Origin of the sequence: Blastomonas aquatica, assembly GCF_014639875.1 — a bacterium.
GTDB lineage: Bacteria > Pseudomonadota > Alphaproteobacteria > Sphingomonadales > Sphingomonadaceae > Blastomonas > Blastomonas aquatica.
This window is the reverse complement of record NZ_BMGD01000002.1, coordinates 97,837-115,649: the sequence shown is the minus strand read 5'-3', so window position 1 is coordinate 115,649 and position 17,813 is coordinate 97,837. Positions and strand designations below refer to the sequence as shown.

The 17,813-nt window shown below is 62.4% G+C and carries 13 protein-coding genes; 4 read left to right on the top strand and 9 right to left on the bottom strand.

Annotation, left to right across the window (positions count from 1 at the left end):
* Positions 1-54: 54 nt before the first annotated feature.
* The 5 genes from IEW00_RS04515 to rpsM all read right to left on the bottom strand — a co-directional run bounded on the left by IEW00_RS04515 (position 55) and on the right by rpsM (position 5,735).
* Positions 55-2,766: a glycoside hydrolase family 2 TIM barrel-domain containing protein gene (locus IEW00_RS04515; RefSeq protein WP_188513206.1), complete on the bottom strand. Its 2,712-nt coding sequence runs from the start codon at positions 2,764-2,766 to the stop codon at positions 55-57.
* A gap of 301 nt (positions 2,767-3,067) precedes the next feature.
* A complete protein-coding gene (rplQ, locus tag IEW00_RS04510) occupies positions 3,068-3,487 on the bottom strand; it encodes a 50S ribosomal protein L17 (protein ID WP_188513205.1) in 420 nt (139 codons plus the stop codon).
* A 229-nt stretch (positions 3,488-3,716) separates the two neighbouring features.
* Positions 3,717-4,769, bottom strand: a complete 1,053-nt coding sequence (locus IEW00_RS04505; RefSeq protein WP_188513204.1) for a DNA-directed RNA polymerase subunit alpha — start codon at positions 4,767-4,769, stop codon at positions 3,717-3,719.
* 110 nt (positions 4,770-4,879) lie between these two features.
* On the bottom strand, positions 4,880-5,269 hold the full coding sequence (gene rpsK, locus IEW00_RS04500; protein ID WP_188513203.1) for a 30S ribosomal protein S11: 390 nt from the start codon (positions 5,267-5,269) through the stop codon (positions 4,880-4,882).
* A gap of 97 nt (positions 5,270-5,366) precedes the next feature.
* Complete coding sequence (gene rpsM, locus IEW00_RS04495) at positions 5,367-5,735, bottom strand: 30S ribosomal protein S13 (RefSeq protein ID WP_188513202.1); 369 nt, start codon at positions 5,733-5,735, stop codon at positions 5,367-5,369.
* Positions 5,736-6,038: 303 nt separating this feature from the next.
* Here rpsM and IEW00_RS04490 point away from each other — a divergent pair, with 303 nt between their 5' ends.
* From IEW00_RS04490 to IEW00_RS04480, 3 genes are all read left to right on the top strand, one after another.
* Complete coding sequence (locus tag IEW00_RS04490) at positions 6,039-7,130, top strand: succinylglutamate desuccinylase/aspartoacylase family protein (RefSeq protein ID WP_229736816.1); 1,092 nt, start codon at positions 6,039-6,041, stop codon at positions 7,128-7,130.
* Positions 7,131-7,266: 136 nt separating this feature from the next.
* Positions 7,267-8,631 carry a hypothetical protein gene (locus IEW00_RS04485; protein ID WP_188513201.1) on the top strand — a complete coding sequence of 455 codons (1,365 nt, stop codon included), beginning with the start codon at positions 7,267-7,269 and terminating at the stop codon, positions 8,629-8,631.
* Positions 8,628-8,804, top strand: coding sequence for a hypothetical protein (locus tag IEW00_RS04480; RefSeq protein ID WP_188513200.1), 177 nt, complete (start codon positions 8,628-8,630; stop codon positions 8,802-8,804). The genes IEW00_RS04485 and IEW00_RS04480 overlap by 4 nt, the downstream gene beginning before the upstream one ends.
* An 891-nt stretch (positions 8,805-9,695) precedes the next feature.
* Here IEW00_RS04480 and IEW00_RS04475 read toward each other — a convergent pair.
* Both IEW00_RS04475 and IEW00_RS04470 read right to left on the bottom strand, forming a co-directional pair.
* Positions 9,696-10,859, bottom strand: coding sequence for a glycosyltransferase family 4 protein (locus IEW00_RS04475; protein ID WP_188513199.1), 1,164 nt, complete (start codon positions 10,857-10,859; stop codon positions 9,696-9,698).
* Positions 10,860-10,879: 20 nt separating this feature from the next.
* A complete protein-coding gene (locus IEW00_RS04470; protein ID WP_188513198.1) occupies positions 10,880-11,782 on the bottom strand; it encodes an alpha/beta fold hydrolase in 903 nt (300 codons plus the stop codon).
* 37 nt (positions 11,783-11,819) lie between these two features.
* Between IEW00_RS04470 and IEW00_RS04465 the strand changes: the two genes are divergently transcribed.
* Positions 11,820-13,223, top strand: a complete 1,404-nt coding sequence (locus IEW00_RS04465) for a protein adenylyltransferase SelO family protein (protein WP_188513197.1) — start codon at positions 11,820-11,822, stop codon at positions 13,221-13,223.
* Positions 13,224-13,256: 33 nt separating this feature from the next.
* Here the strand turns inward: IEW00_RS04465 and IEW00_RS04460 are convergent, their stop codons facing one another.
* Positions 13,257-14,510, bottom strand: coding sequence for a DUF445 domain-containing protein (locus IEW00_RS04460; protein ID WP_188513196.1), 1,254 nt, complete (start codon positions 14,508-14,510; stop codon positions 13,257-13,259).
* A gap of 16 nt (positions 14,511-14,526) precedes the next feature.
* Positions 14,527-17,709: an efflux RND transporter permease subunit gene (locus tag IEW00_RS04455; protein ID WP_188513195.1), complete on the bottom strand. Its 3,183-nt coding sequence runs from the start codon at positions 17,707-17,709 to the stop codon at positions 14,527-14,529.
* Positions 17,710-17,813 lie beyond the last annotated feature (104 nt).

The following is a 17,813-nucleotide window of genomic DNA, read 5'->3' as shown; positions in this document are numbered from 1 at the left end:
TGTCAATCACAAATCTGTCACAGGGGGCCATGTCGTTTGCATGGCCCCTGCCGATCAGCGTTGGGGGATGACCGAAATCGCGGAAACCAGCGCATCCCCGCCTGCTGCAGTGAATTGCAGGGCCAGCTTTCCGTCTGTGATCTGGACCGGGAATGTCCGAGTCACTGCGCGCAGCGGGCCGCCAGCGGCACTGGCGGGGTTGAAATTGGTCAGCACGCGGCGACCATTGGCACTCACATGGAATGTCCGTGTTGCGGCCTGCGCAGCGTCGGGTTCGAACATATGCAGCACCACGTCATACCGCCCATTGGGCAATGGCAGCGCATAATCGAAACTGCCCTGGCGGTACGACGCATAGAGCTCGGGATCGGGGCTTTGCGTGACATTGCTGTCGGCCGCCTTGCCGCGACCGGTCATCCGCATCGGCGGGACGTTTCCACCGGTGAAGAACGTATCCGAGCCAAAGCGCAGGCCATCTGAAGTGGTCAGGCCGGTGAGGCTACCGGTGCGGACATGAATCCCCTTGCTGGCATCGGGCGCGATCCAGCGCAGGCTGTCTTCAACCTGCTTGCCGCCGACGGTGGCTCTCGCCGATACCGCGTTCTCGCCTGCAGCCAGAACCACGCCTGGCCATACGCAGATCCGGTCCGGGCACGGCGCGCTGCCGACATCGCGTCCATTGACCGTCAGGCTGGCGCTGGGCGCGTTGCTGTAGGCACGGACATCGACCACCGCATAGGGGCGGTCGACATAGCGCCTGCCGGTGAGGTGCAGCACCGGTTCGTCCGACCAGTTCGCCTTGTAGAAATAGAATGCGTCCTTGCGGGTCTTGCGGTCATAGCTGACCAGCCCCTTGTCGTTAAGATCGAAGGCCTCGCCCTCTTCGCGGCTGGTCGATGCAAAATCGAACATGTTCCAGATCCACGATCCGGCGAGGTAATCCTGCTGCTTGAGGACCTTCCAGGTCTCTTCATGCACCCATGCCTGATAGGCTTCGGGGTGTGGACGGCCGTTTTCGTTGACCCGCCCGCCCAGCGGATTGTCGGTGTGCTGGGTCAAGGCGCCGCCTGCGCCATATTCGGTCAGGGCGATCGGGCGATCGGGATACTTGGCGCGAAGCTTGGCGAGTGCGCCCTCGATGTCGGCGAAACCGCCGTAATACCATCCGAAATAGCGGTTTAGCCCGATGATCTGGCTGACATCGTTGAGCGTTTGCGCGCCGGGCCGCGACAGCGGCGATGGCGTACCCTCGCAGCAATCGGCATAAGCGGTGGGCCGGCTGGGGTCTTCGCTACGCGCCAGCGCATCGAGTTCGACCAGCATATCGCGCGACTGTGCAACCGGCCCCTTGCCACCCTGGCGCAGTGAATCGATCGCCGCGCCGATGTCAATCTCGTTGCCGACCGACCAGATCATGATCGAGGGATGGTTGTAGTTCTGGCGGACAAGCTCGACCAGTTGCTGGCGCGCATTGGCAACCAGCTCGGGCGCGACAGGTGCACCGCCGAACGCCGACTGGTGGACAAACGGCAGCTCCGCCTTGACCACCATGCCCGCCTTGTCGGCTTCATCCGACCATTCCTGCGCATGCTGATAATGCGCGTGACGGACGGTGTTGACCCCCATCTCGGCCATGATCGCCATGTCCTCGGCATGGTCTTCGGCGGTCAATGCCCAGCCCTTGCCCTGCCGATCCTGGTGGCGCGATGCCCCATATAGCCGCGTCGGCTTGCCATTGAGGATGAACCCCTTGTCGGCATCGAACGCGAAGGTCCGCACGCCCAAGGGCACGCTGACTGAATCGATCACCCGGTCGCCCGCGCGCAGATCGACCGTGACGGTGTAGAGATAGGGGTCCGCGCGCCCGTTCCACAGCCGCGGATTGGCCAGCGCCAGCGAGCGGCGAACCTCCGCGCTCTCACCCTTGCGCAGACGCGCCGGGCTGGTGTCGGTGGCCACCACCTTGCCTTCTGCGTCGATGATCTGTGTGACCAGTTGAAGCGCGCGCGATCCGGAGCCGGAGTTGCGCAGCCGGGTCAGCACATCGACCGTAACGCTTTGCGATGTGACCTTGGGGGTCGAGACGTAGACCCCGGGGCCACCGTGATCGAACAGATCGATCGAGGCGCGGTCGGTGGTGATCAGCGAGACACCGCGATACAGGCCGCCATGGACGAAAAAGTCGCCGCCCAGCGGGATGACATGCTCGGTCGTGCTTCCGGGCGCAGGCTTGCTGTTGTCCGCCTTGACGACGATGACATTGTCCTGCCCGGGCTTGAGATGATCGGTCACATCGAAGCGGAAGCGCGAGAATGCGCCCTTGTGGGTGCCGACATGCGCGCCGTTGACCCAGACATCGGCGATGCTGCCGACGCCATCGAACTCGAGCACCGCGCTGCGGCTCTTGCCCAGCACCGGTCCGGTCATATGCAGCCGGTACCAGCCTTCGCCCTGATCGACATTGGTGCTCGCCGAGCGACTTTGTGCGTATTCGCCCATCCGGTTCCAGGTGTGCGGCAGATCGACCGTGTCCCAGCCGCTGTCGTCATAATCTGTGGCGGTGACCCCCGCCGGATCGCCACCAAACCGGAAACGCCAGCCCGAGGTGATGGGGATGACCTGCCGCGCCACCTGGGAGCCGATCGCCTGCTGTGCCGACGCCGCAGCCGCAGGGGCGCTGGCCGCAGCCGGGACAGTACAGGCCGCAACCGCACCGGCGAGGCCAAGAATAAGTGAACCCGTCAACCTGGTACCCGCGCCGTTCATGTCCCTGCTCCTTTATTATTGGTAAGACCAGATACAAAGTTTTGGTCGAGTGTCAACGGGGCGCACTGTAGGCACTGCGCGGACACGACACGTATCCGCCGCTACGCGGCGTTGGCGTGACCGGCGTTGAATGGTCGGCGGCTGCCTCACCAGCACAGCCAAGCGGGCGTTCTTGTCGCAGGATTTGGGGCAGAAAAGCCCACACAGCGGCTATCCCTTCACCCCAAACGAAAATCGCCACCCCCGCGTGGTGCGGGGGTGGCGATGAATTTCGGGGCAGCGCGGGGCGTACCTGGCGAGATCAGCCTTCGTAGTCGTCTTCGTCGCTGATCACCGGGCCTGAATCCTGGCCCTTGGCGCTGAAGTCGCGATCGACCAGCTCGATGATGCCCATCGGGGCAGCGTCCGAAGCGCGGAAGCCGGCCTTGAGAACGCGGGTATAACCGCCTTCACGATCGGCATAACGAGGGGCCAGCGTGTCGAACAGCTTGGCGAGCTGGGTTTCGTCCATCAACCGCGCCATTGCCAGACGACGGTTCGAAAGACCGCCGCGCTTGGCCAGCGTGATCAGCTTTTCGACATAGGGACGCAGTTCGCGCGCCTTTGGAAGCGTGGTGGTGATCTGCTCGTGCTTGATCAGCGAGGCTGCCATGTTGCGCAGCATCGCAATACGGTGCGAGCTGGTCCGCTGCAGCTTGCGCTTGCCAATTCCGTGACGCATTTTTCAGTACTCCGTTCGTAAGGGGGCCGTTCGAGGTACCCCGGTCCAGGCAGTGTTAACGGCCACCGCCAATGCCGATCTTATAAATCCTCCCCGAGCTTGTCTCGGGGAGGGGGACCGCTGACCGCAGGTCAGTGGTGGAGGGGTTCTGCGCCAACGATAGCGCCCTGCCCCTCCACCATCCTGCGGATGGTCCCCCTCCCCCAGCAAGCTGGGGGAGGATTGAATTTTAACCCAGCAGTTCCTGCTCGAGCTTCTTGGCCATTTCTTCGATGTTCTCAGGCGGCCATCCGGGGATGTCCATGCCGAGGCGAAGACCCATGCTCGAGAGCACTTCCTTGATCTCGTTCAAGGACTTGCGGCCGAAGTTCGGGGTCCGCAGCATCTCGGCTTCGGTCTTCTGGACCAGATCGCCGATATAGATGATGTTGTCGTTCTTGAGGCAGTTGGCCGAACGCACCGACAGTTCCAGCTCGTCGACCTTCTTGAGGAGGTAACGGTTGATCTGGTTGGCATCGCCTTCTTCGGGAGCAGCCTGGCTGACCGAGCCCGAGCTCGCCTGGGTCATGCTGTCTTCGAAGTGGACGAACAGCTGCAGCTGGTCCTGAAGGATGCGGGCGGCATAAGCCAGCGCGTCTTCGGGAGCGACGGTACCGTCGGTTTCCATGGTCAGCGAAAGCCGGTCGTAATCCAGTTCCTGGCCGACGCGGGTGTTTTCCACCTTGTACGACACCTGACGGATCGGCGAGAACAGCGAGTCGACCGGGATCAGGCCGATCGGCGCATCGATCGGACGGTTGGCAACCGCAGGGACATAGCCCTTGCCGGTGTCGCAGGTCAGTTCGATGTTCAGCGTGGCGCCTTCATCAAGATGGCAGATCACCAGATCCTTGTTCATCACCTCGATATCGCCAGACACGGCGATGTCGCCCGCCTTCACCTGCGCAGGGCCGGTTGCGGAGAGCTGAAGCCGCTTGGGGCCTTCGCCTTCCATCTTCAGCGCGATCTGTTTGATGTTGAGGACGATATCGGTCACGTCTTCGCGCACGCCAGCGAGCGAGGAAAACTCGTGCAGCGCGTTTTCGATCTTGATCGAGGTGATGGCCGCGCCTTGGAGTGACGACAGCAGCACCCGGCGCAGGGCGTTGCCGAGCGTCAGGCCAAAGCCCCGCTCGAGCGGCTCTGCGACAAAGGTAGCCTTGCGCTTGGGATCACCGCCGGTCTTGATTTCAAGACCGTTCGGCTTCTTCAGTTCCTGCCAGTTCTTGATGTTGACAGTCATGGACTTCCCCTGAGTGTTGGGCGAGGGCGGCGCTATAGGATGCGCTTGGGAGCCCTGGCCGGAAATTTCATGAGATGACGCGTCCGCCACCCCCATTGACAGCCTGGGTGTCAGACGCGGCGCCGCTTGGACGGACGAACCCCGTTATGGGGGATCGGCGTCACATCGCGGATAGATGTGATGGTGAAGCCAACAGCCTGCAAGGCCCGCAGTGCCGATTCACGACCCGAACCCGGGCCCTTGACTTCGACTTCGAGCGTACGGACGCCATGTTCGGCTGCCTTGCGGCCCGCGTCTTCGGCACAGACCTGTGCGGCATACGGGGTCGACTTGCGGCTGCCCTTGAAGCCCATCGTGCTGGCAGACGACCAGCTGATCGTGTTGCCCTGAGCATCGGTGATGGTGATCATGGTGTTGTTGAAGCTGGCGTTGACGTGGGCAATGCCGGCCGAGATGTTCTTGCGCTCGCGCTTTTTGAGCCTTTGCGGTTCGCGTGCCATAATGTGTTATCCTGGAAAATAATGCCCTGCACGAAACAGGGAGGGTGCTTGGAAGAATGAAACAAGGGCGGGACGCAGCTGGTGCGCCCCGACGTCCTTACTTCTTCTTGCCGGCGATCGCCTTGGCCTTGCCCTTGCGGGTGCGGGCGTTGGTGTGCGTGCGCTGGCCGCGGACCGGAAGGCCCTTGCGGTGACGCAGGCCGCGATAGCAGGCCAGATCCATCAGACGCTTGATGTTCATCGCGGTCTGGCGACGAAGATCGCCTTCCACGGTGTGGTCAGCGTCAATGCTTTCGCGGATCTGCAGCACTTCGGCGTCGCTCAGGTCCTGAACGCGGCGAGCGTGGTCGATGCCCAGCTTGTCGGCGATTTCAAGCGCCTTGGTGCGCCCGATTCCATGAATGTAGGTCAGCGCAATGATTACGCGCTTGTTGGTAGGGATATTGACCCCGGCGATACGTGCCACTTAATACTTCTCCTGCTCCACAGGGCGCGGACTGTCGCTAACCCCATCTCATAGCTTCACGGCCAAAAAGCGCAAAACACAGGACACACGCATTTTTAGATGCGTCGCCTGTTTTGAAGCCGCTTAATGAAAATGAATGCCGCGCATAAGCGGAGTCGCCGATGCTGTCAAGCACGCGACAAGACAAAAGCGATCGGGCGCACGACAAATGGTATTGCGCCGGTCGATGCCTGCGCGCCATACTCCCCGCTGGCCCCGCGCGCAAGCCGGACGCATTCCATCAGGGCCAGCCGGGGGGCCAGATTGACCGACAGCCAAAGCACCGCAGAACCCGCCGCCCCCACCCCCATCCCAGGCAAAGCCACGCCCTTCGCCATCGCGGATATGGTGGTCGAACCCGGCGGCTGCGAAACGATCGCGCTTCCGGTCAGCAACACCGCCACCGGGCTACCCGCCAGCCTGTATGTCCGCGTGCTGCATGGCCAGCGCCCCGGCCCGTGCATCTTCGTCTCGGCTGCGATCCATGGCGACGAGATCACCGGAACCGCGGTGATCCAGCGATTGCTGCCAAAGCTCGACGCACAGACCATGGCGGGCACGGTGCTGTTCCTGCCGGCGGTCAACATCTTCGGCTTTCAGGCGCACAGCCGCTATTTGCCCGACCGGCGCGATCTCAACCGCTCCTTCCCCGGCAGCGCCAAGGGATCGCTCGCAGCGCAGCTCGCCAACACCTTCCTCAAGGAGGTGATCTGCCACTGTTCGCTGGGCATCGATATCCACTCCGCTGCCGTGCACCGCTACAACCTGCCGCAGATCCGCATCGCGCCCGACAATGCCCCCTTGCGCGAGCTGGCGATGCTGTTCGGCGCGCATGCGGTGATCGAAAGCCCGCTGCGCCCCGGCTCGTTGCGCGATATCGCGCGCGGCGAAGGCGTCGACATGCTGCTGCTCGAAGCGGGCGAGGCGCTGCGCTTCGACGAGCTCTCGGTGCGCTGCGGCGTCAACGGCGTGCTCAACGTCATGGCGCATCTGGGCATGATCCAGCCGCACCCCGAGGCGACCCAGGTCACCATCCCTGCCCGCTCCCGCCGCTCGATCTGGGTCCGCGCCCCGCGCGGCGGGTTATGCGTGCTCCAGCAGAAATCGGGCGACGCGGTGCACAAGGGCGACATCATCGGCCGCGTCGCGGGAATCTTCGGCGACGACCCGGAAGACATCCGCGCGCCGATCGACGGCATGATCATCGGCCACGCGGTGCTCCCCGTGGTCAACCAGGGCGATGCACTGGTCCACATCGCCGAGGTGATGCGCTTTGGCGATGTCGAGCAACGGGTGGATCAGATTACCGATGGGTTGTTGAACGATAGGCTGTTGGATGAGGATGAATTGATTTGAGGGGCCCTGCAAATTGGTCCATTACGGCAGCATTTTCATGTTACGGATACGAGATTTGTCATTAGACCCTTTTTCACAACCTAATTCTGAATTTTGATGCCGACCCCAGAATTCGGGCCTCATAAGGAGAGGTGAAATGACTGCCGAGATTGCGGTTTTAAACAAGCTTGCGGTTACTCTTGCAGCTGATAGCGCCGTCACAATTGGCGTTGGTGGCGCTCAAAAAGTATACAATTCCGCCGATAAGATTTTTGAGATTACAAACCATGATCCAATTGGACTCATGGTTTATAATAATCCTGAGGTTCAAGGCATACCAATCGAGGTGATAGCGAAGCGCTATCGTGACACCGTATGCAAAAATAAATCATCTACCGTTTTTAAATTTTCCGAAGATTTTCTATCTCACTTAGAAAATCTCAGCGCTCCAGAGAATACGATAGCTGAAAATATTGTATTCTCTGTCACACCATTATTTGAACAGATTAAGATGCAGAGAGCGGACGAGTTTGGCCGAATAGTCGACGCGCTCCGATCACTACCAGAAGATGCTCAAGATTTTACTCCTGAGAAACTGGCGAAAGTCTTCTTGGACGCGGACTTGAAATTAGTTAGTTCGCATATCGATAGGCTTTCATCTAGCACAGGGCACGACTGGTGCGTAGACATAAGCGAAGATCATGTAATTGCGGCGCACGATGCCCATATCAATGACGCTATAAAAATAGTTTTTGACGAAACAGTATTTCCAGACGAGGTTATTAAATTGCTCGTGCGAGCAGGCAGCTTGTGTCTTATTCATGAATACATTCCAGAAAGATTGACCGGACTAGTTTTTGCGGGATTTGGAGAAGATGAAATTTTTCCTTCTTTAGTTTCCTATGAAATCTACGGAGTAGTAGCGGGAAAACTCAAATACAAACAAACTAGGAAATTTGATGTTGATCGAGCATTATATCCCATTTCTACGGTTTTACCGTTTGCACAAAAGGAAATGGTTGATAGGTTCATTTACGGATTAGACAATCAGTTCCTACAATTGTGTGTAGATTTTTTTGAAGGATCGTTGAACTCTCTTGCTGAACGGTTGGAGGAAAGCCTTCAAGATCTTGACGGTGACACAACTGGAACGATCGTGGGTGCCCTTGGAGCCGCGTCGGCCGCAATCATGGACGAGTTTCGTGACACTCTCGTTCCTCAACATCTGAAATCCTCTAAAGAACAACTGTCAGACATCATTCGCTCGATGCCGAAACAGGAGCTGGCTGCCCTTAGCGAGAGCTTGGTCAATATAACGTCATTGAAACGAAAATTCTCAGCGGATGCTGAGTCGGTGGGTGGTCCGATAGACGTTGCCATGATAACTCGGGCCGAGGGGTTCGTGTGGGTGAAGCGCAAGCATTTTTTTGAAGCCCGTTTAAACCCAAGATATTTTCACCGTAGGTATGGTTCGGCTAACCAAACCGTCTCAAACGCGTACACGGAGGAGACTGAAGCATGATAAAGCCAAGCTTTGGATTGACCGATGATAGCGTAAGCGAAGACAAATCTGTTGCGGAACGCGTCCGGCAGAGGGAAACCAGCCCCTCGCAAGCTGCACAAGCAGGCGTAATTCGCGTTTCATTAGCGTTGCAAAATGTGTTTGCCGACGTGCGCCCGCGTCGGGAGAAATAGGTTCCAGGACAAATTTGATATCGAACGGCATACTTGGCTTGAAAGATACAACCAAATAGGTTAAACAATCCCCGCCTCCGTACCAAATCTGCCCGGTACGGCCTCAAGGCATGTGCTTTCCCGGGATCGTCCGGGGGCGGCGGGTTGGGGTTGGTGGGCGGGCTTTTCGCGAGAGCTCGGACGCCCATCGGAGAGCCGAACCCAGCAGGCAGACGGTCAGCGTGCGGTCGCTTTGGATTTCCTTCCTCGCCGCGCAGATGCCACCGCAAGACCACGCAGGAAGGACCATCAGCCCTTGGCGGAATGAGGCTTTGCCCAAATCATCCGCCAGTCCGCCGCACGCTTCCGGTCTCGACCGGACCGTCCCCGGCCCGCCGCCTTTGCGCGTTTCCAGGAGCGGGAGGGGTGCAGGCGCAAATCCAACAGATTTATGGCCAGCGATGGCTTGCCGTTCTCCGGCGCACGCCGGAGTCCAGGGGTTGGGTGGCACGGCAGCCGCCCTGGATTCCGGCTTTCGCCGGAAAACGATGTGCTCTGCCTTCCCGTCATTCCCGCGTAGGCGGGAATCCCGCTTTTTGCACCGACGTTCGTGCGGTAGCGGGCCCCCCGCCTTCGCGGGGGTGACGATGAAGTTGGGCGGGTTGGGTCTTTCGATGCCCTTACCGCCGACCTCCTGCCCCTCTCCCCCTTTCCGCCACCCTGTACCCCTTCGGCGACGCTTAACGCAGGGATTGGTTCAGCGGCCATTTCTTCTCTCGCACCATCCTCACCCGGACGCGCGATGGGTGCTGAAACGAGTTCAGCATGACGGGAGTGTTGGGCGGGCTTGGGTGCGGGGCCTTCGACAGGCTCGGGCTGGGCGGGACTAGGTGCGGGTGCGCCGCTACCCCCTCACCGCCCGAATTCGGGCCGTCCCATCGCGCGGCCATAGAGCGCGGCGTAGCGTTCGATCATCTTGCGTTCGTCGAACTCTTCGGCGGCCTTGACGCGGTTGGCGGCGCCCAGCGACGCGCGCAGCGCGGGATCGCTGGCGAGACGCCGCAGGCAATCGGTCAACCCCGCCTCATCGCCCGGCTCGGCGAGCAGGATCGCATTGTCGGGCGTGACCATATGCGCGACATCGCCGACCATCGGCGCTGCCACCGGCAGGCCTGCCGCCATCGCCTCCATCACCGAGATCGGCTGCTGCTCGCTGTCCGATGACAAGGCGAAGATATCGAACAGCCCGATATAGCGCGCAGGGTTCTTGAGGAACCCGGGCATCAGCAGCCGGTCGCCCAGCCCCAGCCGCGCCGCCTCGGCCTCGATGGCCGCGCGCTCGGGCCCCTCGCCCACGATCACCAGCCGCACCGGCCTGTCGAGCGCGGCAACCGCGCGGACCAGCCGCGGCAGGTTCTTGACCGCGCGCAGGCCAGCCAGCGTGCCGATGACGATCTCGCCATCGCGGCGCTGGAAGCCGGGCAGCGCGCCGCGCTGCGGGCGCTTGGCATAGGCGGCGATATCGATGCCGTTGGCGATCCGCCGCACCCGGCTGTCGGGCTGCTTCCACACATCGAACGCGATCCGCTCGAGCGTGTGCGAGGGCACCACCAGAGCCTCGGTGCGCGCGAGCGCGACGATGCGGAACCAGTTGCGCTTGCGCTTGAGCCGAACCGCCTCGTCCTCGTTGAAGCCATCCTCGTGATGGATCACCGGCGGCAGCCGGGTCTGCCCGGCGAACAGCGTGCGCGCCATCACGCCATCGATCGCGCCCCAGTTATAGCTGAGGATGAGGTCGAACTGCTTGAAATACTCGACGAACACCCGGTAGCGCGCGATGCTGGGCTTGCCCGCCAGCGAGGGGGCGTTCTCCGGGAAATCGGCGCGGATGCCCGGAGCGATCGCGGCGCGCGCACCCAGCGCACCGGGCACCGCGGTCAGGATGGTGTGCTGCGCGGTGCCGCCGAAATGGTTCATCAGCCGCACCGCGCGCGCCTCCTTGCCGCCCAGATCGAACGTGCTGTGCAGGTGCAGGATGCGCGCCGGGTTCGACACGGCTTTGATCGGAGGCTTCATAGATGCGGGGCTATAACCGCTCAGCCCTGGGTCGCAAGCGCGGTGGCATCGACCTGGGCAAGCCATGTCTGGATCGCATCGGTGACCTCGGGCTCCTCGAGCGAGGGCGCATGGCCCTTGTTCGCGACCGTGAGCAGGCGGCCATGCGGCAGCACGCCCAGCACCCGCTGCGCAGTCGCCACGCTGAACAGATCAGACAGCGCGCCGCGCACCAGCAGCACCGGCACCGGGGAGAGCCCGGCGAGCGTCGGCCACAGATCGACCCCCGCCTCGCCGCCGGGAACCGCGAACGGCTCTGCGATCTTCATGTCGTAATCATAGACGATCCGCCCCCCTGCGCCGACCTTCATTGCCTTCTTCGCCATGTCGAGCCAGTCGCTGACACCGTAGCCGGGGAACACCGCGCCCTGCACCTCGGACAAGGCCCAGGCGGCGTGGATCCAGGTGGGGAACGATCGCCCCTGGCCGACATAATCGCGGATCCGCGCCAGCCCCGCCGGCTCGATCTGCGGGCCGACATCATTGAGCAATGCGCCCACCACGCGCCCCGGGCGGGTCGAGGCGAGCAGCATGGTGATCAGACCGCCCAATGAGGTGCCGATCGCAACGAACCGCTCGATCTTCTGCTCACGCAGCAGCGCCTCCATGTCCTGGACATAGGTCAAGGGCACATAGCTCATCGCGTCCTTGGCATAGGCGCTGTCGCCGCGCCCGCGCAGGTCCACGCAGATCACCCGCCAGTCGCCCGCCAGTCGCGCGGCGACCTGTTCGAAATCGCGCGCGTTGCGGGTCAGCCCGGGGATGCAGATCACCGGGGGGCGGTGCGCGTTTTCGGGGCGCGCGGGATAATCGCGGAAATGCAGCCGAAGGCCGTCGTTCGACCACCAGAAACCATCGCTATAGGGTTGATCTGGCTTGGACATGGTTGCGCGGGCTCCGTTGGAACCCCACTATCGCTGGATGACATCAGAACCGCAAGCCGCTTCCACCCGCGCTGATCCCGCGATCCTGTCGATTGCCGACGCCATCGCCCACCCGGTCAAGGCGGCGGATTTTCCGCAGACGGTGCTGCGCTTCCGCAACGATCGGCATGCCGCGACCGTCGGGCTCGATAGCCTCGATGACGCCGCATGGGCGCGGCATTTCGGGCGGTTCGAAGCCTTGCCCGGCAACCTGCCGCAGCCGCTGGCGCTCGCCTATCACGGCCACCAGTTCCGCACCTACAATCCGCAGATCGGCGACGGGCGCGGGTTCCTGTTCGCGCAGCTGCGCGACGATGCCGGGCGGTTGCTCGACCTGGCCACCAAGGGATCGGGGCAGACCCCGTTCAGCCGCGATGGCGACGGACGCCTGACGCTGAAAGGTGCGGTGCGCGAGATCCTCGCTACCGAGATGCTCGAGGCATTGGGCGTGCACACCTCCAAGACCTTCTCGGTGATCGAAACCGGCGAGGAACTGTGGCGCGGCGACGAGCCTTCGCCCACCCGATCGGCGGTGATGGTGCGGCTGAGCCACAGCCATATCCGCTTCGGTACCTTCCAGCGGATCGCGTTCGAGGACGATGCCGACAAGATGCGCAGGGTGGTCCGATACGCGCTCGATACGCTGTACGATGGCCAGAGTGGAGAGAACGACGCGGCGCTGCTGCTGACCCTTGCGGTCGAGCGGATGGCGGACCTGGCGGCGAGCTATATGGTCGCAGGGTTCGTCCACGGCGTGCTCAACACCGACAACATGAACATCACCGGCGAGAGCTTCGACTATGGCCCATGGCGGTTTGCGCCGACCTGGGAGCCGGGGTTCACTGCGGCGTATTTCGATCATTCGGGGCTATATGCCTTTGCCCGCCAGCCCGAGGCGATCCACTGGAACCTGGGGCAGCTTGCGGTCGCCCTGCGGCTGATCAGCGATGCGCCGCCGCTGATCGCCGCGCTCGAACGCTTTGCGCCGCTGTACCAGCAGGCGCTGGTGCGGCGGTTCTGCTGGCGGCTGGGGGTGGTGAGCCAGGGGCTCGAGGCGGACCGCGCCTTGGTCGCGGCGGCCGAGGCGGTGATGATGCAGGGCGGGGTCGGCATCGACGCGTTCTTCTTCGCGTGGATGGGCGATGCGGAACCTGAGTGCCCTGCCGATCTGGTCGGCACCGAAAGCGAAGCCTTGTGGGCGGCGTTCGGCGCGATCAAGGCGGGCTATGTCTCCGCGCGGTCGCGTGACCATGCGTACTGGCACGGCGATGCACCACAATCGATGCTGATCGGTGAGGTCGAGGCGATCTGGGCCGCGATCGCCGAACGCGACGACTGGGGTCCGCTTTTCGCCAAGGTCGAGGCGGTGCGGGCGATGGGGGATGCTATGCGCGCCGCCTAAATCCTCCCCGAGCTTGTCTGGGGGAGGATTTATTTACAACCACACCACCGCCGTATGGATCGTCAGCCCGACCAGCCCGCCGACCAGCGTGCCGTTGATCCGGATGAACTGCAGGTCCTTGCCGACCGCGTTCTCGACCCGGTCGGTGATCGTGCGCGCATCCCAGCGGTGGACCGTTTCGGACACCAGCCGGACAATCTGGTCGCCATAGCGGTTGGCGATACCCACCAAGGTCCGGCGCGCGAAACGGTTGATCTGGGTCTGCATCCGCGTGTCGGTCTGGAGCGCCTCGCCGATCTGCCGCAGGCCGTCGCCGAACTGGCCCGAGAGCGCATGATCGGGGTCGCGTGCGGCGCGGATCAGCGCGGTGCGGCTGCGCTCCCAAAGGCCCTCAAGCCAGCGCGCCATCGCCGGGTTGGCGAGCATCTCGGCCTTGATCCCTGCGACCTTGCCCTGCATCTCGGAATCGTTGAGCAGCCGGAACGCCATCGTCTCGAGCCCCTCCTCGACCTTGCCGCGCAAGGGATGGTTGGTGTCCTCGGCCATATCGAACAGCAGGTTGTGCAGGCCATCGACGATTCCCGTCGCGAGCCGCTCGTCGAGGCCAGTCCAGCGCATGATCGTGTTGGCGCGGTTGCGCACCATGTCGCGCAGCACCTCTTCATTGGCAAACAGCGTGCGCTGGGTCCATTTGATGATCCCGTCCATCAGCGGCAGATGGCGGTTGTCGGCGATCGCGGCGGTGAGGATCTGCCCGAGCAGCGGCGCGACGTCGAGCCGGTCGAGCTGGACCCGGAGCGCCTCCTTGGCGTTGCCGCCCAGCCGGTCTTGGTCGAGCGATTCGAGCACATCGGCGATCATGTTCGATGCGCCCAGCCGCAGCCGCCCCTCGCCGCCGGTGGGCTGCACGAGGAAACGACCGGCAGCACCGGCGACGTTCATCGTCCGCATCCGCCGCGCGACCACCAGCGGCGTCAGGAAATTGCTGCGCAAAAACTGCGCCATCGTGTCGCCGATGCGGTCCTTGTTGCGCGGGATGATCGCGGTGTGCGGGATCGGCAGGCCCAAGGGATGGCGGAACAAGGCTGTCACCGCGAACCAGTCGGCCAGCCCGCCTACCATCGCGGCCTCGGCAAAGGCGCGGACATAGCCCCAGCGCACGTCGACATGCCCCTCGGCCCAATGCGCGGCGAGGAACACCGCTGCCATCACCACCAGCATGCCGGTGGCGATAGCCCGGATGCGCCAAGCGGGATCAGCGCTTCTTGGCAGGCCTGGTGCGGTCATGACCAACGTCTGCCGGTCACTCCGCGGGCTGAATCCCGTGCGGCTTGCCCCCAGCCATCATCGCCTGGTCATCGGCATTGTCACCGGTCTTGTAGGTGAGCAGCTTCTTGCTCAGCCATGGCCCGACACGCTTTTCGACGCCATCGGCAAGGCTGAAGCCCGCAGGCACGATCACCAATGTCAGCAACGTCGAGACAATCAGGCCGCCGATCACCACCGTGCCCATTGGCGCACGAAACGCGCCATCACCCGACAGCGACAAGGCGGTGGGCACCATGCCTGCGGTCATCGCCACGGTGGTCATCACGATCGGCTGTGCACGCTTGTGCCCCGCTTCGAGGATGGCCTCCAACTTGGGCACGCCGCGCTGCATTTCCTCGATGGCAAAATCGATCAGCAGGATCGAGTTCTTGGACACGATCCCCAGCAGCATCAGCACCCCGATCAGCACCGGCATCGAGACCGGCTGGCCGACGACCCACACGAGGAAGATGCCGCCCAAAGGTGCCAGCGCCAGCGAGCCCATGTTGACCAGCGGCGACATCAGACGCTTGTATAGCAGCACCAGCACCGCAAATACCAGCAGGATGCCCGATACCAACGCGATGACGAAGTTGACCGCGAGTTCGGCCTGCCATTCCTGTTCGCCGAAGGGCTTGTTGCCAACACCAGTGGGCAGGTTCTTCATGATCGGCAGGTTGTTGATCGCGGTCATCGCCTCGCCGGTCACCACGCCCTGAGCCAGATCGGCACCGATGAACACACGGCGTTCCTGGTTGTAGCGCTGGATCGTCGTCGGCCCCGACCCGAACGAGATATCGGCGACGCGGTTGAGCGGAACCGAGCCACCGGCGGCAGTCTGCACCGGCAGGTTCTGGATCGTGTTGAAATCGTTGCGCGATTCCTTGGGCAACACGACGCGGATCTGGATCTGGCGGTCAGACAGCGAGAAGCGCGCGGAGTTCTGCTCGATCTCGCCCAAAGTCGCGATACGGATCGCCTGGCTGAGCGCAGCTGTCGTTATACCCAGCTGGGCGGCCAGATCGGCACGGGGCTTGATGATGATCTCCGGACGCCGCATGTCGGCATTCACCCGTGGGCCGGTAATGAGCTTCACGCCCTTCATCTGCTCGACGAGCGTGCCTGCAGTCTCGTACAATTTCTCGGGGTCAGACCCGGTGAGCATGATCGAGATGTCGCGGTTGGTGCCACCGCCGCCCGATTGCGAGGCAAAGCTGACACGCGCATCGGGGACCGCCTGCAGCGTCTCGGCCAGATCACGCTCGAACTCGATCGAGGTCTTCTCGCGATCGTCCTTCAACGTGACGAAGATCGTACCATTGCCCTCGCGGATGCGGATCAGCGCACGCTCGACCTCGGGCTGCTGGTACATGATCGCGGCAACCTTGTCGGCGACGACCTCGGTCTGCTCGAGCGTGGTGCCCGGAACCATCTCGATCTGGATGCGGCTGTTGTCTTCGTCGGTCTTCGGCAGGAACTGCACCGGGGTGACCGCGAACAGAACGATCGTGATGACGAACGCAAACAAGCCGACACCCATCATCCAGATACGATGATCAAGGAACATGGCGGCAACCTTGCGGCCGAAGCGCGGGTTTTCACCGCGGAACGCGCGTGCGCGGCTCTGGTCGAGCGACCAGGCCAGTATCCGCATATAGCGGTCCATCATCCTGCCACCGCCATGCTCGGCGTGGCCCTTGGCCTCGAGGAAATACGCCGCGACCATCGGCGTGATCATACGCGCTACCGCAAGGCTCATCAGCACCGAAATCACGACGGTGACTCCGAAATTCTTGAAGAACTGGCCCGAAATGCCGGGCATCAGGCCCACCGGCAGGAACACCGCGACGATGCAGAACGAGGTTGCAACCACCGCGAGACCGATTTCATCAGCGGCATCGATCGAGGCCTGATAGGCCGATTTGCCCATGCGCATGTGGCGCACGATGTTCTCGATCTCCACGATCGCGTCATCGACCAGCACCCCTGCCACCAGACCCAATGCGAGCAGCGAGAGGAAGTTGAGGTTGAAACCCAGCAGATCCATGAACCAGAAGGTCGGGATTGCGGACAAGGGGATGGCGATCGCCGAGATGATCGTCGCGCGCCAGTCGCGCAGGAAGAAGAACACCACAACCACGGCGAGCACCGCGCCTTCGATCATCGAAGCGATCGAGCTTTCATACTGGCTTTTGGTGTAATCGACGCTCGAGCCAAGCCGGATGAACCTGACCCCGGGATTCTGCTCCTTGAGCTCTTCCATCGCCAGGATCGCGTCGTCGTAGACGGTAACGTCCGATGCCCCCCTGGAGCGCGTCATCGCGAAGTTGACGACCTCCTTGTTGCGCACCTTGCTGATCGAGGTCGGCTCGCCGAAACCGTCGCTCACGGTCGCAACATCGGTCAGCTTGATCGTGCGCCCGCCGCCCAGCGGCACCTGGATTTGCGACAGCTCGAACGCGGTATCGGCATTGCCCAGCACGCGCAGCGACTGGCGGGTCCCGCCAACATCGGCACGGCCACCGGCGGCATCGACGTTGATCTGGCGCAGCGCATTGTTGACCACGCTTGCGGTCACGCCCAGCGCCTGCATCCGTGCAGGGTCGAGGATCACCCGGATTTCGCGATCGACCCCGCCAAAGCGATCGACTTCGGCCATGCCGTCGATCGACAGCAGCCGCTTGGTGACCGTGTCATCGACGAACCAGCTCAATTGCTCGATTGTCATGTCATCGGCTTCGACCGCGAAATAAGCGATCGGTTCACCAGTGGCATCGACCTTGGTCACCGACGGTTCAAGGATGCCCTCAGGAAGATTGCCGCGGATCTGATCGACCGCGTTCTTGACCTCGTTCACCGCCTCGATGGTGTCGGTGCCGATCTCGAATTCGACAAAGGTGCTTGAGCTACCCTCGCTCGCGGTCGAACTGATGTTCTTGACGCCATTGATACCCCGCACCGCAGCCTCGATCCGCTGGGTGATCTGGTTTTCGATCTCGGTAGGCGCAGCGCCCGGCTGCGAAATCATAATCTGCGCTGCCGGAAAATCGATGTCGGGCTGGTTGACGACATCCATCCGCATGAAGCTGAGAATGCCCGCGAACAGCAGTCCCGTGAAGAAGACGAGCGGGATGATCGGGTTGCGGATCGACCACGCCGACATGTTCCGGAAGTTCATCGCTCAATCCTCAACCCGCCGGAAACCCGGCCTGTATACAGTTACGGCATCCTGATACGGCCAGATGCAAGGGCCACGCAGGCAATGCCGTCCAAAACCCCGCT

Excerpts from the sequence above, each read along its gene's own strand:
- rplQ (WP_188513205.1), bottom strand. The coding sequence starts at position 3,487 with ATGCGTCACGGAATTGGCAAGCGCAAGCTGCAGCGGACCAGCTCGCAC.
- IEW00_RS04455 (WP_188513195.1), bottom strand. The coding sequence starts at position 17,709 with ATGAACTTCCGGAACATGTCGGCGTGGTCGATCCGCAACCCGATCATC.
- IEW00_RS04470 (WP_188513198.1), bottom strand. The coding sequence starts at position 11,782 with ATGTCCAAGCCAGATCAACCCTATAGCGATGGTTTCTGGTGGTCGAAC.
- IEW00_RS04485 (WP_188513201.1), top strand. The coding sequence starts at position 7,267 with ATGACTGCCGAGATTGCGGTTTTAAACAAGCTTGCGGTTACTCTTGCA.
- IEW00_RS04475 (WP_188513199.1), bottom strand. The coding sequence starts at position 10,859 with ATGAAGCCTCCGATCAAAGCCGTGTCGAACCCGGCGCGCATCCTGCAC.
- rpsK (WP_188513203.1), bottom strand. The coding sequence starts at position 5,269 with ATGGCACGCGAACCGCAAAGGCTCAAAAAGCGCGAGCGCAAGAACATC.
- IEW00_RS04465 (WP_188513197.1), top strand. The coding sequence starts at position 11,820 with ATGACATCAGAACCGCAAGCCGCTTCCACCCGCGCTGATCCCGCGATC.
- IEW00_RS04480 (WP_188513200.1), top strand. The coding sequence starts at position 8,628 with ATGATAAAGCCAAGCTTTGGATTGACCGATGATAGCGTAAGCGAAGAC.
- IEW00_RS04505 (WP_188513204.1), bottom strand. The coding sequence starts at position 4,769 with ATGACTGTCAACATCAAGAACTGGCAGGAACTGAAGAAGCCGAACGGT.
- IEW00_RS04515 (WP_188513206.1), bottom strand. The coding sequence starts at position 2,766 with ATGAACGGCGCGGGTACCAGGTTGACGGGTTCACTTATTCTTGGCCTC.
- IEW00_RS04460 (WP_188513196.1), bottom strand. The coding sequence starts at position 14,510 with ATGACCGCACCAGGCCTGCCAAGAAGCGCTGATCCCGCTTGGCGCATC.